General features: G+C 72.1%; 16 protein-coding genes. 13 read left to right on the top strand and 3 right to left on the bottom strand.

Going from position 1 to position 14,935, the window contains the following annotated elements:
- Nucleotides 1-135: 135 nt before the first annotated feature.
- Nucleotides 136-621 (top strand): hypothetical protein, encoded by a 486-nt coding sequence (locus EDC02_RS05900; protein ID WP_123601076.1) that lies wholly within the window; start codon nt 136-138, stop codon nt 619-621.
- A 30-nt stretch (nt 622-651) separates the two neighbouring features.
- Here EDC02_RS05900 and EDC02_RS05895 read toward each other — a convergent pair whose 3' ends face one another.
- The gene (locus EDC02_RS05895) at nt 652-2,256 is read right to left on the bottom strand and encodes an NAD(P)/FAD-dependent oxidoreductase (RefSeq protein WP_123601075.1); all 1,605 of its coding nucleotides are present in this window, start codon (nt 2,254-2,256) and stop codon (nt 652-654) included.
- Nucleotides 2,257-2,325: 69 nt separating this feature from the next.
- Between EDC02_RS05895 and EDC02_RS05890 the strand changes: the two genes are divergently transcribed.
- From EDC02_RS05890 to EDC02_RS05860, 7 genes are all read left to right on the top strand, one after another.
- A complete protein-coding gene (locus EDC02_RS05890) occupies nt 2,326-3,768 on the top strand; it encodes an aldehyde dehydrogenase (protein ID WP_123601074.1) in 1,443 nt (480 codons plus the stop codon).
- Nucleotides 3,765-4,703 carry a YihY/virulence factor BrkB family protein gene (locus EDC02_RS05885; RefSeq protein WP_233605763.1) on the top strand — a complete coding sequence of 313 codons (939 nt, stop codon included), beginning with the start codon at nt 3,765-3,767 and terminating at the stop codon, nt 4,701-4,703. Before EDC02_RS05890 ends, EDC02_RS05885 begins: the two co-directional genes overlap by 4 nt.
- 29 nt (nt 4,704-4,732) lie before the next feature.
- A complete protein-coding gene (locus EDC02_RS05880) occupies nt 4,733-5,143 on the top strand; it encodes a DUF2795 domain-containing protein (RefSeq protein ID WP_123601072.1) in 411 nt (136 codons plus the stop codon).
- A 43-nt stretch (nt 5,144-5,186) separates the two neighbouring features.
- Entirely contained in the window at nt 5,187-5,651 is a 465-nt protein-coding gene (locus EDC02_RS05875; protein ID WP_123601071.1) for an SRPBCC family protein, read from the top strand.
- A gap of 339 nt (nt 5,652-5,990) precedes the next feature.
- Nucleotides 5,991-6,245 (top strand): hypothetical protein, encoded by a 255-nt coding sequence (locus EDC02_RS05870; protein ID WP_123601070.1) that lies wholly within the window; start codon nt 5,991-5,993, stop codon nt 6,243-6,245.
- Nucleotides 6,246-6,342: 97 nt separating this feature from the next.
- On the top strand, nt 6,343-6,564 hold the full coding sequence (locus tag EDC02_RS05865; RefSeq protein ID WP_123601069.1) for a hypothetical protein: 222 nt from the start codon (nt 6,343-6,345) through the stop codon (nt 6,562-6,564).
- A gap of 17 nt (nt 6,565-6,581) precedes the next feature.
- Entirely contained in the window at nt 6,582-6,959 is a 378-nt protein-coding gene (locus tag EDC02_RS05860; RefSeq protein ID WP_123601068.1) for a DUF6401 family natural product biosynthesis protein, read from the top strand.
- 42 nt (nt 6,960-7,001) lie between these two features.
- On the opposite strand, the gene EDC02_RS05855 is transcribed toward EDC02_RS05860, so the two are convergent.
- The gene (locus tag EDC02_RS05855; protein WP_123601067.1) at nt 7,002-7,889 is read right to left on the bottom strand and encodes a hypothetical protein; all 888 of its coding nucleotides are present in this window, start codon (nt 7,887-7,889) and stop codon (nt 7,002-7,004) included.
- Nucleotides 7,890-8,033: 144 nt separating this feature from the next.
- Here EDC02_RS05855 and EDC02_RS05850 point away from each other — a divergent pair, with 144 nt between their 5' ends.
- The 5 genes from EDC02_RS05850 (at nt 8,034) to EDC02_RS42285 (ending at nt 13,795) form a co-directional block, all read left to right on the top strand.
- Nucleotides 8,034-10,187, top strand: coding sequence for a SpoIIE family protein phosphatase (locus EDC02_RS05850; protein ID WP_123601066.1), 2,154 nt, complete (start codon nt 8,034-8,036; stop codon nt 10,185-10,187).
- Between the two features lie 121 nt (nt 10,188-10,308).
- Complete coding sequence (locus tag EDC02_RS05845) at nt 10,309-11,091, top strand: VOC family protein (protein ID WP_123601065.1); 783 nt, start codon at nt 10,309-10,311, stop codon at nt 11,089-11,091.
- Nucleotides 11,092-11,256: 165 nt separating this feature from the next.
- Complete coding sequence (locus EDC02_RS05840) at nt 11,257-12,672, top strand: glycoside hydrolase family 6 protein (protein WP_233605762.1); 1,416 nt, start codon at nt 11,257-11,259, stop codon at nt 12,670-12,672.
- Between the two features lie 171 nt (nt 12,673-12,843).
- Complete coding sequence (locus EDC02_RS05835; RefSeq protein WP_370461521.1) at nt 12,844-13,404, top strand: general stress protein; 561 nt, start codon at nt 12,844-12,846, stop codon at nt 13,402-13,404.
- 256 nt (nt 13,405-13,660) lie between these two features.
- Nucleotides 13,661-13,795, top strand: coding sequence for a hypothetical protein (locus tag EDC02_RS42285; RefSeq protein WP_255499927.1), 135 nt, complete (start codon nt 13,661-13,663; stop codon nt 13,793-13,795).
- Between the two features lie 35 nt (nt 13,796-13,830).
- On the opposite strand, the gene EDC02_RS05830 is transcribed toward EDC02_RS42285, so the two are convergent.
- Nucleotides 13,831-14,820: a pirin family protein gene (locus EDC02_RS05830; protein ID WP_123601063.1), complete on the bottom strand. Its 990-nt coding sequence runs from the start codon at nt 14,818-14,820 to the stop codon at nt 13,831-13,833.
- Between the last annotated feature and the right edge of the window lie 115 nt (nt 14,821-14,935).

The following is a 14,935-nucleotide window of genomic DNA, read 5'->3' as shown; positions in this document are numbered from 1 at the left end:
GGCGGTTCCAGCCGGAGATCCGACACCCGCACCGGGACCTGTCCGCGTCGCGCAGAGCAACCACAATATTTACTCTGGGTAGTCAGACGCGGACGGAGGTCGGCCGACGCCGGCCGCCGGTGAGCGGGAGGGCAGATGGCGTACTACCTGGCACCGTCGCTGCGGGTGCTGCGGAGTGAGATCGACGCCCGGTGGCCGGACCGGGACCGCCGGTCCGACGGCTGGATCGGTGACGCCGCGCACGCGGCCCGGACCTCGGACCACAATCCCAACGCGCGGGGCAGCGTCGACGCGATCGACGTCGACCGCGACGGCATCGACGTACCGGCGCTGCTGGCCGCGTTCCAAGCACACCCCGCCGCCCAGTACTGGATCTTCGATCGGCAGATCGCCAACCGCGCCACCGGTTGGAGCTGTCGACCGTACACCGGGAGCAATCCGCACACCGGGCACGTCCACCTGTCGATCCGGCAGAGCGCCGCCGCGGAGCAGGACACCACCGGGTGGGGTCTGCTGCCCGGCTCGGTCGGCCCGGTACCGCCGGCGCCGGCCCCACCCGGTCCCCCACCGGTGCCGGCACAACCGCCCCGGCGTCGACGGGCCCGGATGGTCATCGACTAATCGATCCGGCCACGCGGCTCGGCCACCGGCTCAGCGGTAGACCGCGCGCTGCGCCGCCGACACCACGGCCCCGTACATCCGCCCGGTCACCGCACGGTCGCGGGCCAGCGCCGCCCGCGCGGCGTTCGACCCGGGCGCGCCGTGCACCCCGCCGCCGGGGTGCGCCGACGCCGAGGCGAGAAAGAGCCGGTCGACCGGGGTGTCCGCGCGGCCCAAGCCGGGCACCGGCCGGAAGAACAGCTGCTGGTACGCGGCCGACGTGCCGCCACCGACCGCTCCCCCGACCAGGCTCGGATTGTGCTGCTGCAGGTCCACCGGACCGGCCACGTGCCGGGCTTGGACCAGAGCGCCGAAGCCCGGTGCCTGCCGCTGCAGCACCGCCTCCATCCGCGCGACATGTTCGACGATCTCCTCGGGGTGCCACCGGGTACGGTGCGGCAGGTGCGTGTACGCCCACAGCGACTCGGTGCCCGCCGGGGACCGCTGCGGGTCGGCGGTGGTCAGCTGACCGAGCAGCAGGAACGGGTCGCGGGGCACCTCGTCGCAGGCCAGCGCGGCGGCGTACCGGGTCAGGCCGTCCAGGTCGGCACCAAGGTGCACGGTACCGGCCCCGGCGACCGCCGGATTGCGCCACGGCATCGGGCCGGTGAGCGCCCAGTCGACCTTCACCGTCGACCCGTCCCACCGGAACCGGCGCAGGTCGTCGACCATCCTGGTGGGCAGCCACCGGTCGCCTACCAGGTCGAGCAGCAGTGCCGGAGCGGGAACGTCGGCGAGCACCGCCCGCCGGGCCCGCCACCGCCGGCCGTCGACGGTCCGCACGCCGACCGCCCGGCTGCGGGCGATCAGCACCCGGTCGGCGGCGGCGCCGGTGACCAACCGGCCGCCCCGGGAACGCAGCCGGCCGACCAACGCGTCGGTGATCCGCTGCGCGCCGCCCGCCGGCACCGGCCAGCCGATCTCCTGACCGAGCATGGTCAGCAGCCAGCCGTACACCCCGGAGGCGACGTCGTCGGGGGCCAGGTCGGTGTGCAGCGCGCAGCCCGCGAGCAGCGCCGGGCCGCCGGCCCCGGCGAAGGTCTCCCGGCCTAGTTGGCGGACCGGCAGCACCAGGCGCCGGGCCAGCCGTAACGATCCGGCGCTGCGGAGCCGGCGCAGCAGCGCGGTGCCGGCCCGCACCGGCGGGAACGGGGTGAACAGCGCGTCGATCAGCGGCGCCGACACGGCCCGCCACTCGGCGTACGCCGACAGCCAGCGCTCGCCGTCGCCGTCGGCGAACGTCTCCAACGACTCCGCGGTCCGCCGGGGGTCCAGGTTGACCACTGCCGCGCGGTCGTCCGGCAGCAGATGGGCGAAGACGTCCGGGGCGTGCCGCCAGCGCAGCCCGAACTCGGCCAGCCGCAGCTCCCGCAGCACCGGCGAGGCGAACCCGAGCGGATAGAAGGAGCTGTACAGGTCGCTGAGATAGCCGGGGGCAGTCACCTCGGCGGACCGGACCGCACCGCCGGGCGCCCCGGTCGCCTCCAGCACCAGCACGTCCCAGCCGGCGTCAGCGAGCAGGTTGGCGGCGACCAGGCCGTTGTGTCCGGCACCGATGACGACCGCGTCCGCCGTCTCCACATCCGTTTCTGCCATCCCCGCGCGGCTACCCCGACCGGGCGCGGCCAAACGTTTACCGGCGCGGCCTTCGGGAACGACTGCCGGATGTACGACGTGGAGCAGTTCATCGACGGCGTGTGGGGGCGGTTCGGCGACGGCGCCGAGATTGTCGTCGAGGACCCGTCCGAGGGCACCCCGGTCAGCCGCAGCCCGGTCGCCACCGAGGCGGACATCGGCACGGCGGTGAAGTCGGCCCGCGAGGCGGCACCGGGGTGGGCTGCGACACCGGCGGCGGAACGGGCCGCCGCGCTGCGGCGAATCGCGGACGCTCTGGCCGGTGCCACCGACCAGGTGGCCGAGGCGCAGAGCGCGGAGATGGGCAAGCCGTTGGCCGGGGCGCGGGCCGGGATCGCCACCGGCGTCGCGACGTTGCGGCAGTACGCCGAGCTGGGTCCGGTGCACCGGGGTCGGGCGCTGGCCGGCGACCCGGCGGCCCTGGATCTGATGGCGTACGTGCCGCGTGGGGTGGTGGCGGTGCTGACACCGTGGAACGACCCGGTGGCAGTGGCCTGCGGGCTGCTCGGCGCGGCGCTGGTCACCGGCAACACGGTGGTGCACAAGCCGAGTGAACGCTGCCCGGCGACCGGCGCGCTGCTCGCCCGGCTGGTCGCCGACGAGGTTCCCGACGGGGTCTTCGCCCTGCTGACCGGCGACGGGGGTGTCGGCGCCCGGATCGCCGCCGCCGACGGGGTGGACCTGGTCGCCCACGTCGGGTCGACCGAGGCCGGGCGGGCCGTCGCCGAGGCGTGTGCCCGGACCGGGGCCAAGGTGCTGCGGGAGAACGGCGGCAGCGACGCGCTGATCGTCGACGAGGGCGTCGATCCGCGATGGGCCGCGCAGCAGGCGGCGGCCGGCGCGTTGGCGAACTCGGGCCAGGTGTGTGTCAGCGTCGAGCGGATCTACGTGCACAGCACGGTGGCCGAGCCGTTCGTCGAGGCGCTCACCGGGCACTGCTCGGGGATGCGGTTGGGGCCGGCCCGGGACCCGTACACCGAGCTGGGTCCGTTGGTGGACCGCCGGCACCGCGACCAGGTGCATGCCCAGGTCTCGGCGGCGCTGGCGGCCGGGGCGACGGCGCGGTGCGGGGGCCGGGTCCCGGACGGGCCCGGTGCCTTCTATCCGCCGACGGTGCTGACCGGGTGCACCGACGACATGGCGGTGATGCGGCAGGAGACGTTCGGCCCGGTCGCCCCGGTGATGACGGTGGGATCGTTCGACGAGGCGCTGTCGCGGGCTGCGGCTTCCCCGTACGGTCTGTCGGCGACCGTGCTGACCCGGTCCATGGGCCACGCGCAGCGGGCCTGGCGTGAACTGCCGGTGGGCACCGTGAAGATCAACTCGGTGTTCGGTGGAGCGCCGGGCGGTGCCGCGCACCCCCGGCGCGGCAGCGGGGAAGGCCTCGGATTCGGGCCGGAACTGCTCGACGAGATGACCGTCGTCAAGGTGCTGCATCTGCAGGCTCCGGGTGGACCGGACGGCCGCTGGTGAACAGTCCGGCCCGGCCGGTGCGGTTACGCGAGATCCGGTTGACGACGTGGCGCGCCGTGCTGGTCGGCAGCGGACGACGGTTCGTCCGGGACAACTGCGTGGACTGGGCCGCCGCGTTGACCTACTACGGCGTACTCGCGCTCTTCCCCTCGTTGATCGTGGTCGTCGCGCTGGTCGGTCTGGTCTCCGACGGTGAGCGCACGGTGGACACCGTGGTCGGCCTGGCCGAGGATCTCGGAGCCGGGGCGGTGGTGGGGGACGAGGGTTTCGTCGACGTCGTCGACGGGGTGGTCGACCAGCGCGGTTCCGCGGGTGTGCTGCTCAGCTTCGGTCTGGTGGCCGCGCTGTGGTCGGCGTCGGGGTACGTGCGGGCGTTCACCCGAGCTGCGAACGCCATCTACGGGGTGGCCGAGGGTCGTCCCTTCTACCGGTTGCAGCCACAGCAGCTCGGGCTGACCGCCGCCGGGCTGGTGCTGCTCGCGCTGGTCGCCGTGATGCTGATCGTCAGCGGCCCGGTCACCGACGCACTCGGTGACCGGCTCGGCCTGGGCGAGGCTCCGCGTACCGCCTGGAGCCTGCTCAAATGGCCGGTGCTGATCGCCATCGTCACGGCACTCTTGTCTCTTCTGTACTGGTTCGCTCCCAACGTCCGCCAGCCGAAGCTCCGCTGGCTGGCCGTCGGCGGCGTGGTGACCCTGCTGCTGGCGGCGCTGGCTTCCGCCGGGTTCGGCACCTACGTCGCGTACTTCGGTTCGTACGACGTGACCTACGGCAGCCTCGGCGCGGTGATCGCGTTCCTGGTCTGGCTCTACCTGACCAACCTGGCGGTGATGCTGGGCGTCGAGATCAACGCGGAGGTGCAGCGCGGCCGGGCCGCCCAGGCCGGCGAGTCGGAACCGGCCGACCCGGTGCTGCCGCCCCGGACGCCGGTTTAGCCACGCCGGTCACGGGTAACCGAACAGCTATGGAACGCGGCAACAGCAAGCACAGTCCCCGGGTGGACGACAGCATGGCCCACGACACCCGTGGGACCACGCAGGGCACCACCGGAGGCCGGGCCGAGGAGTGGCACGAGGCGGAGCCCCCGGGCGAGGACCAGCCGGAGCCGACCGCGGTTGTGGCCGGCGACAACCGCTCCGGTACGCCGCAGGGCATGACCAGCGAGGAGGTTGAGCAGCGGAGCAGGCTGGGCCGCTACATCAACCTCTCGGCACTGCCCGGGGACCGCAGCACGCTGCGCGACAGCGCGCTGGAGAACGAGGCACCCGACGACGTGCTCGACGAGATCGATCAGCTGCCGCCGGGTCGCACGTTCCAGACGGTGTCCGAGGTGTGGGCCGAGCTCGGCCATGCCAACGAGACGACCCGCTGGTGACCGCGCCGTCCGTGGTCCAGCGGGAGTAGAGGAGGGACTTCAGATGGGAGCAGTGACCGAGTACGTCGACGTCGCGGTGCCGGTACGCGCCGCGTACAACCAGTGGACGCAGTTCGAGGAGTTCCCCCAGTTCATGGAGGGCGTCTCGGAGGTGACCCAGGTGTCGGAGACGCTGACGCACTGGACGACCGAGATCGCCGGGGTGTCGCGGGAGTTCGACGCGAAGATCACCGAGCAGATTCCCGACGAGCGGGTCGCCTGGACCGCGACCGGTGGGGTGAAGCAGGCCGGTGTGATCACCTTCCACCGCCTGGACGACGCCCACACCCGGGTGACCGCGCAGCTGGAGTTCGACCCGGAGGGGGTGGCGGAGCAGGCCGGCGACAAGCTGGGCATCGTGGACCGCCGGGTGAAGGGCGACATGAAGCGCTTCAAGGACTTCATCGAGAGCCGACACGGCGTGGAAACCGGCGCCTGGCGTGGCGAGGTCCCCCGACCGCAGCCGTGACACCTCGATCGAGCACCGCACCTCGAACAGCGCCCGCCGGCCGGCGGTGAATCCTCCCGAGCCGGCCGACCGGTGGGCCTGACGGCCGGGGCGGGTGGGCCGGTTCCGGCCCACCCGCCCCGGCCGCGTCCGGTGGGGCCGTTCGGCAGCGTCCGTGGGCCGTTCGGCCGCCGGCTGTGTTCGGCCCCCACGCCGTGTTCGGCGGCAGGTCTCTGTTTGGCGGCAGGTCTCTGTTTGGCGGCAGGTCTCTGTTTGGCGGCAGGTCTCTGTTTGGCGGCAGGTCTCTGTTTGGCGGCAGGTCTCTGTTTGGCGGCGGCCCGGCCGGGTAAAACGACCGACATGACTGATTCCGCGGACGACGTCTGGCGTGACGAGGACCGGCTGCCGGTCCGTGAACTTGAGCGGGCTGTCGCCGCACCGGCGGGCGACGGTGAGGTCGACGACATGACCGGCAACGACGCCGCGGCCGAGGAGGAGTTCGGCCACGGCGCTGAAGCGGTGGACCGTACCGCGGGCCGCCCGGGCGGGCCGGCGACGACGGACCCCGAGCGGCCGTACCGGCCATCGACCACCGGCCGGACCGGTCCGCATTGACGCCGGGCCGGGACCGGTCCGGTCGCTGACGCATCGGTCAGCCATCCTCGTCCGATCGGCTGACGGCGGTGGGGATCATCCGAGCGAGACTTTTCGGATGCGCCCCACCGCCTCCGGATTCCTCACGCCGCGCCAGCGACGCTGGGCCTGGCTCGGCTTCCTGCTGACCGCGATCCAGGCACCGGTCTCCGCCTATCTGCTGCCGGACGGCTCCTGGCTGTTCAGCGTCTGCGTGGCGCTGATGGTCGCGACGGTGATCATCGCCGATGACGCGGCCCGCCGCCGCCCGGTTCCGGCCGACAACCGACGCGTCGAGTAGCCGGGCGAGCACCGCACATGAGTCCGTTCCCCGCCGCCCCGCACGGCCTGCTGGCCGCCCCGGCCGCCCGAAGGGCGGCGCAGACCTCGTTGGCCGATCTGCACACCGCGCTCGGCGCCGCCGGCCTGGCCGCCGCCGCAGTCCTGCCCGGCCTGCTGGCTGAGCTCGATCAGCACGCCGCCGCGATCCGGGACCGGCTGTCCGCGGATCTGCGTCCGCTCAGCCCGGTGACGTTGGCCCGGTACGCCGACGGGGTGCGCGACGCGGCCACCGAGGCCGGCTGGCACCCCCCGGTGGTCGGGCCGGCCACCCAGTGGACGACGGTCGACTGGGTGACGTTGCGGCTGGTCGCCGTCTGCCAGCTGGCCGGGATCAGCGGCGCGACCCCGCGCTGACCCCGGCCCCGTACTGGCGGCTTCCCCGATCCGAGCGGACGATCAACCGCGGGACGTCCCGCCCGGTCCGGTCATGCCCCCGGGCCGGTTGGCGCCCGGCCCGGCCGCACCCCGGCCGCTGGCCGCCTCCCGCCCTCCGGACATCGCCGGCGCCTGCTGGGTCTGCGGGATCACCTGCGTCGGTTCGTTCATCCGGCCACCGGCGTCGTCCCGGCCGGCCTGGTACGCCTGGGCGCTGTCCCGCACCGCCTGCGACTCCTCCGCCATCCGGGTGAGCCAGCCCTCCCACCGTTGCTGCATGGGTCGGACCAGGCCACCGCCGACGCCGACGATCAGCACGCCGGCGATGGTGGCGAGCACCGCGATCAGCACCGGGGTGGTGACCGTGGTGGCGATGCCGACCTGGTTCAGCGCGGCGATGACGCCGAGCGCGACGATGAACACCGACGCGGCGGTGGCCAGCAGCCGGCCGTAGGACAGCCCGCCGAGCGCACCCGACACCAGGTCACGTACCGCGGTCGCGATGGCAGCGGCGACGACCACGATGACGATCGCGACGAACGCCCGCGGCAGCCACGCCACGACCGCGCTGATCAGGTCGCTGATCGGGTTCGGCCCCCAGACTCCGAACGCGAACTGCAGGGTGAACAGCAGCACCGCGTAGTACGCCAACCGGGCCAGGATGTCGCTGGCGTCGTACCGGGTCCGTTCCAGGGCCTTGCCGATGCCGCCGCGCTCCACCGCCCGGTCGAACCCGACCCGTTCGAGCGCCTTGTCGACGCCCTTCAGCACTGCCCGTGCGATCAACCATCCGACCACCAGAATCGCGATGAACGCGATGGCCCGGGGCACGAAAAGTATCACGGACCGCCACATGTCAGTCAGCGCGTTGCCGATGTCGACCTGCGCCGACGCGTACGTCGAGGACATCCGGTCCCCCCTTTCCGGCTCATCTACCGATGCGTCGCCTCGTTGTCGTACGGACGCGCTGCATCGCCTACCGCCGGCCCGCATACCCACCTAGCGCCGGTCCACGCCACCCGCCGACGGCAGCCCCCGGATAGGCTGCCACCCATGGCAGGCACCGCCGGGCAGACCCGGGACACCCCGTCGGGGGTGCCGGCTGCGCGTTCCGCCACCCCGGCCGGTACCAACCCGGACAGCGCCACACCGGCCGGGCTCGTCGACCGGCATGACTGGGCGAGAACGCCGCTCGGTCCGTCGGGCGGTTGGGATCCAGCGGTACGGGCAGCGGTCGAGCTGGTGCTCGCCTCACCGGTGCCGATGGCCCTGGTCTACGGCGACGACTTCCTGATGATCTACAACGACGCCTACGCGGAGCTGCTCGGTGCCAAGCACCCGGACGCGTTCGCCCAGCCCGCCGCCGCGGTGTTCGCCGACGCGTGGCACCGGCCGGGGGTCGGCGACGTGGTCGAACGGGTCTACCGCACCGGCGAGCCGTTCCTCGAGTCGGAGGCCGTGGCACCGTTCGGCACCGGCGAGTCGGGCCCGTTCGGCGCCACGGCCTTCACCCGTGGCTACTCCGCGGTCCGGGGCAGCGACGGGCGGATCGTCGGGATGCTCTCGGTCGCGACCGAGACCGGCACCATCACCCACCGGCTGCAGAGCCTCAGCGAGCTGACCTCGGCGTTGGCCGGCACGCTCACCCTCGACGACGTCGCCCGGGTCGCGTTGCGGTACGGCCTGGCCTCGCTCGATGTCGACCAGGTGGCGATCGGCATCGACGACGGCGGCGGATGGCGGGTGGTTCGCCGGGTCCGCGGCGAGCTGCTCGACGAAGCTGACGAGCGGCTGCCGCCGGTGTGGCGCCGCATCCCCCGGGACGCGGCCACCCCGTTGGCCACCGTCGCCGGCACCGGTGTGCCCCGGTTCACCGGGGAGGGCCGGCCACTCGCCCGGTACGCCACGGACCGGCACGACGAGCTGGTGACGGCGCTCGCCGCCCTGCCGCTGCGGGCCGGATCGCTGCGCGGTGGGATCACCTTCGGCTACCGCGAGCCACATTCGTGGGCGCCGGCCGAACGGGCGCTGCTCTCGGCGGTCGCCGAGCTGGTCACCCAGGCGGCCGAGCGGGCCCGGCGGTTCGAGACCCAGCATGGTACGGCTCAACTGCTGCAACGCAGCATGCTGCCGGAGCAGCTGCCGGATCTGCCGCTGCTGCGGTTGGCCGCACGCTACGACCCGGGGGTGGACGGTAACTCGGCCGGCGGGGACTTCTACGACGCGTTCCGGCTGCCCGACGGCGGGTTGGCCGTGGTGCTCGGCGACGTCGTCGGGCACGACGTGCGGGCAGCGGCGCTGATGGGCCAGGTCCGGGCCGCGTTGCGCGGGCTCGCGCTGGCCGACCCGGAGCCGACAGCGGTACTGAACGGGCTGGACCGGCTGGTGCACAGCCTGGGCGCGGAGAGCCGCAACGAGGAGCTGTTCGTGACCGTGCTGTACGGGGTGCTGGATCCGGCGACCGGCAGGGTGACGGTGGCCAGCGCTGGCCATCCCGCTCCGCTGGTCCGACGCTGGTCGTCGACCACGGCGAGCGCCGAGTTCGTCCCGGTGCCGCCCGGGCCGCCGCTCGGTCTGGCCGGGCGACGGCGGCCGACCCGGGTCGAGCTGCGCCCCGGCGATACGCTGCTGATGTTCAGTGACGGCGTGGTGGAGCGACGCGGTCAGGATCTCGGCATCGGGATGTCCACTCTGGCCGCGGCCGTCGCCGAGGCCAGCACCAGCGATCCACGCAACCTCTGCGCGGTGGCCAGCGCGGCGGTGCCGGGCACTACCGACGACGACGTGGCGGTGCTCGCGGTGGAGCATGCGGCCGCGCCGAGCCGGTCGGCGGGGTTGCTGGTTCCTGCCGAGCCGATCGCACCGAGCCGGGTGCGGCACTGGTTGGCCGACCAGCTGGCCGGGTGGCAGGTTCCGGAGTCGGTGATCGGTCCGGCGGTGCTCTGTGCCAGCGAGCTGACCACGAACGCCCTGCTGCACGCCGGCACCGAGGCGCGGGTGGAGATCGATCTCAGTCAGGAACGGCTGCTCGTCTCGGTAGCTGACAGTGGCACCCGGGGCACGGTCAGTCGGGCGCACGTCGACACGTTGAGTAGCCGTGGCCGGGGCCTGGGTCTGATCGAGCAGTTGAGCGACACCTGGGGCACCGACCCCTCGGTACGCGGCTCAACCGTGTGGTTCGAGATCATGTTGCCGATTGACTCGTAACCCCGATATTTACCCACAGTGACATCAATTGGGCCATTCAGCTGAGTCGCGGCGGGCGTCTCCGTGGCGTAGGGTGACTGACTACGCCAATCGGATAAACGACGCGAAGAGGTACAAAGCGGTGCGAATCAGAGGCTACGCCACGGGAACCCCCTGCTGGTCCGAACTACGCACCAGCGACACCGCGGGTTCGAGCGACTTCTACCACGAACTGTTCGGATGGAAGCCGGTCGACCTACCGAACAGCAGCGGCGCCGAGTTCCACCTGCGGGACATGGCCGTCGCCGGGCTCGCCCCGGCCCTCGCCGAAGGCCGGCCGGCGACCTGGCTGACCTACCTCGCCTCGGACGACCTGGCCGCGACGGTCGAGAGCGTGGACGGGGCCGCCGGATCGACCCTCGCCCCGCCCGCCCCGGTCGCCGAGCGGGGCCACTGCGCCCTGATCGCCGATCCGCAGGGCGCCGTGTTCGGGCTCTGGCAGCGGGGTGCCTTCCCCGGCGCGCAGGTGACCGGCGAGCCCGGCGCCACCTGCTGGAACGAACTCGCCACCCGGGACGTGGCCGGTGCCAGCTCCTTCTACGGCTCGGTGTTCGGGTGGACCACGCGACCCAGCATCTACAGCGAAGGGTCCGGGTATCAGGAGTGGTTGCGGGAGACCTGCGAGGTGGCCGGGCTGATCGAGATGGGCGAGATGTACCCGCCGCAGGTCCCAGCGCACTGGCGGACGACCTTCGAGGTCGACGACTGTGCGGCGGCTGTGCAGCGCTGCCAGGCCCTCGGCGGGACGGTCTCCTTCGGTCCGTACCAGGCCGGTCCGGGCGCCTACGCCCAGTTGACCGACCCGTTCGGTGCCGCGTTCGGGATCATCGCGGTGCGTCCGGAGTTCCGCTCGCCGCTGGACTGACCCGGGCTGCCACTGGGTCAGATATTTCACTTTATGCCACCTTTGGCACAGTTGGCGTCACAGGCTCTTCACATCTCGGCAACATCCCCGTACGGTGGTCGATATCTATGGGAGCGCTTCCACTGAACGCTCTCAATATATCGTCCCTACCCGGAGGGAGCACGCATGCGCAGAAGATCTGCGCTCACCGCAGTCGGCACCGCCGCCGTCATGGCGTTCACAGCGGCCACCGCGGTCGGTGTCGGGCTGCTGCAGCCCACGGCCGCCCAGGCCGCCGATTCCGCCTTCTACGTCGACCCGGACACCTCGGCCGCTCGCTGGGTGGCGGCGAACCCCGGTGACTACCGGGCGAACGTCATCCGCGACCGGATCGCCTCGGTGCCCCAGGGCCGCTGGTTCACCCAGTACAACCCCAACGAGGTCCGCAACCAGGTCAGCGCCTTCGTCGGTGCCGCCGCAGCGGCCGGCAAGATCCCGATCATGGTCGTCTACAACATCCCCAACCGCGACTGCAGCAACCACAGCAGCGGTGGCGCGCCCAACCACAGCGCCTACCGGCAGTGGGTCGACCAGGTCGCCGCCGGGCTCGGTAACCGGCCCGCGTACATCGTGCTTGAGCCCGACGTGCTCGCCCTGATGGGCACCTGCATGAACGAGTCGCAGCAGGCCGAGGTACGCGCCTCGATGGCCTACGCCGGCCGGGCACTCCGGGCCGGATCGTCGCAGGCCCGAATCTACTTCGACGCCGGGAACTCGGCCTGGCACCCTCCGTCGATGATGGCCAATCTGCTGGTCGGTGCCGACGTGGCGAACAGTGCCCACGGCATCTCCACCAACGTGTCCAACTACCGCAGCACCAGCGAGGCGACCAACTACGTCAAGGCGGTCATCAACGCCACCGGCGCGAACCACCTCAACGCGGTGATCGACACCAGCCGCAACGGCAACGGCCCGCTCGGCTCCGAATGGTGCGACCCGGAAGGTCGGGCCATCGGCACGGCGAGCACCACCAACACCGGCGACAGCAAGATCGACGCGTACCTCTGGGTGAAGCTGCCGGGCGAGGCCGACGGCTGCATCGCCAACGCGGGCCAGTTCGTGCCGCAGCGGGCCTACGACCTGGCGATCGCGGCCGGACCCCCACCCACCACCGCACCGCCGACCACCGCACCGCCGACCACGGCACCCCCGCCGACCACGGCACCCCCGCCGACCACCGCTCCGCCGCCCACCACCGCTCCGCCGCCCACCACGAACCCGCCGGCCGGCGCCTGCAGCGTCAGCTACACCACGAACCAGTGGCCCGGCGGCTTCACCCGGGATATCCGGATCACCAACACCGGTGGCTCGGTCAGCAGTTGGACCCTCGCCTTCACCGCCGGATCCAACGTCAGCCTGAGCAACGGCTGGAACGGCGACTGGTCCCAGTCCGGCAGCCAGATCACGGTCCGCAACGCCGCCTGGAACGGCTCACTGGCCTCCGGTGCCACCGTCAGCATCGGCTTCCAGGGGACCTTCTCCGGTAGCACCCTGTCGCCGCTGAGCAACGTCACCCTCAACGGCGCGGCCTGCGCGAGCTGACGCACCCCGAATCAGGATCCGCAGGCGCACTTCGGCCCCTCCCCGCATCGGGAAGGGCCGAAGTCCGTGCGGGGACCGGGTTACCCGGGCGGCTCACCGGGCACACCCTCCGGGAAAGGAGGCGCGCTCATGACCAGATCCACGACGCGTACGGACAATCCGTCGCCGGGCATGTTCGGCGACACCGCCAACTTCCCGGCCAGCAACCTGCCGGCCGGACCAGCCGGACCAACCGCCGCGCCCGGCGCCGCTCCGCAGGACGGCGGTCCCGCGCGGACCAGCGTGACCGTCGCCAGCTATCCGGACTACGCCTCCGCACAGCGCGCCGTCGACCGGCTGTCGGACAACCGGTTCCCGGTGGAACGCACCGCCATCGTCGGCACCAATCTACGGCTGGTGGAGGAGGTCACCGGCCGACTCACCACCGGCCGGGCGGCGTTGGCCGGCGCGGGAACCGGTGCCTGGTTCGGGCTGTTCATCGGCCTGCTGATCGGCATCTTCGCGGTGGTGAACTGGTTGGGCATCATCGTCACCGCCGTCGTGATCGGCGCGGTGTGGGGTGCCGTGTTCGGTGCGGTGGCGCACGCCATGACCGGTGGCCGGCGGGACTTCTCCTCCCGCAGCCTGCTACAGGCCAGCCAGTACGGTGTGACGGTCGACGCCGAATACGCCGACCGGGCCCACCAGGTGCTGCGGGAGTCGAACCAGCCGGCCGGGCACACCTCCCGTTGACGAGGGCCGGTCCCCAGCAGGTACTCACGAACAGCGGGGCGGGACCAGCACGGGGGTGCTGGTCCCGCCCCGCCGTCTGCCCGTGCCTGCGGCACCCAACCACGTTGCTCTTCCCGGGACGGTGTTTGGGTGGGGCGGGCCGGGTACCCGGTTGCTGCGGCGACACCCGTAGGTGGCACGGGTTCGGGATTCACGGACGAGAGCTGCTGCCTACCGTCATTGTCAAGATGCCAGGGCAGCAGGCTGAGGAGGCACGATGAGCACCGAAATCGTCACCCCGGATCCCCAGCAGACCTACTCCGACCAGACCGTCCAGAGTGAACAAGGACTGCTACTCGCGGTCCTGGTGATGGTGGTGCTGGGGGTACTCGGGGTGTTCCTGGTCTCCTGACCCGCCATACCCGGCTGGCAGCACGTCGGCGAGGCTCAACGTGGCGGCTGCTGGCCGGTGCCGTGCGGAACGGTTGCCGCCGGTACCACCCCCAGTCGGCCCGCCTGATAGTCCTCGAACGCGGCGAGCAGCTCCGCCCGGGTGTTCATCACGAACGGCCCGTACCGGGCAATGGGTTCCCGAATCGGTAGGCCGCCCATCACGTACACATCGAGCTGCGGCGCGCGGCTGTCCTGTCGGGCGTCGGCTGCGATCCGCAGCGTGTCGCCCGGCCCGTGGACAGCCAGTTGACCGGTGTGCACGGGCCGCAGCTTCGGGCCGACGAACCCCCGACCGCCCAGGACGTACACCAGAGCGTTGAAGTCGGCCCGCCAGGGCAGGTCCACCTGCGCCCCCGGCTGCACCGTCAGATGGCTGATGGTGATCGGGGTGTGGGTGGAGCCGGGACCGTCGTGCCCGGCGACCGAGCCGGAGATCACCCGGATCAGCGCTCCGCCGTCCGGAGTGCCGAGCAGGGCGACCTGGTTGCCCCGGATGTCCTGGTACCGGGGCGAAGCGAACTTCTTCAACCGGGGCAGGTTGACCCACAGCTGGAGACCGTGGAAGAGCCCGCCGCTGACCACCAGGTGTTCCGGTGGCGCCTCGATGTGCAACAGTCCGGAACCGGCGGTCATCCACTGGGTGTCCCCGTCGGTGATCGTGCCGCCACCACCGTGCGAGTCCTGATGGTCGAAGATCCCGTCGATGATGTACGTGACGGTCTCGAAGCCGCGGTGCGGGTGCCAGGCGGTGCCCTTCGGCTCGCCCGGCGCGTACTCCACCTCACCCATCTGGTCCAGATGCAGGAACGGGTCGAGCTCGGTCATCGGTACGCCGGCGAACGCCCGACGGACGGGAAACCCCTCGCCCTCGAAGCCGCTGGGGGCGGTGGTGACCCGGTGTACCGACCGGATCGTGCCGGCGGCCGGGTCGTGGGCCGGCACCCGGGGCAGGGCGAGTACATCGTCGACGGTGATGGCGGGCATCGGGTCCTCGATTCCAGACTGCGGTACACGTGGCTCTGCCGGTAGGTGGGATGGGTGAGTGGTCGCCGACCCCGACCGGGTCACCGGTTGCAGCGTACGCTCTGATCAAGGGTTC

The organism is Micromonospora sp. Llam0, assembly GCF_003751085.1.
Taxonomy (GTDB): domain Bacteria; phylum Actinomycetota; class Actinomycetes; order Mycobacteriales; family Micromonosporaceae; genus Micromonospora_E.
Note: the sequence above shows the minus strand (reverse complement) of the source record. Positions and strands in the feature narration are given on the sequence as shown.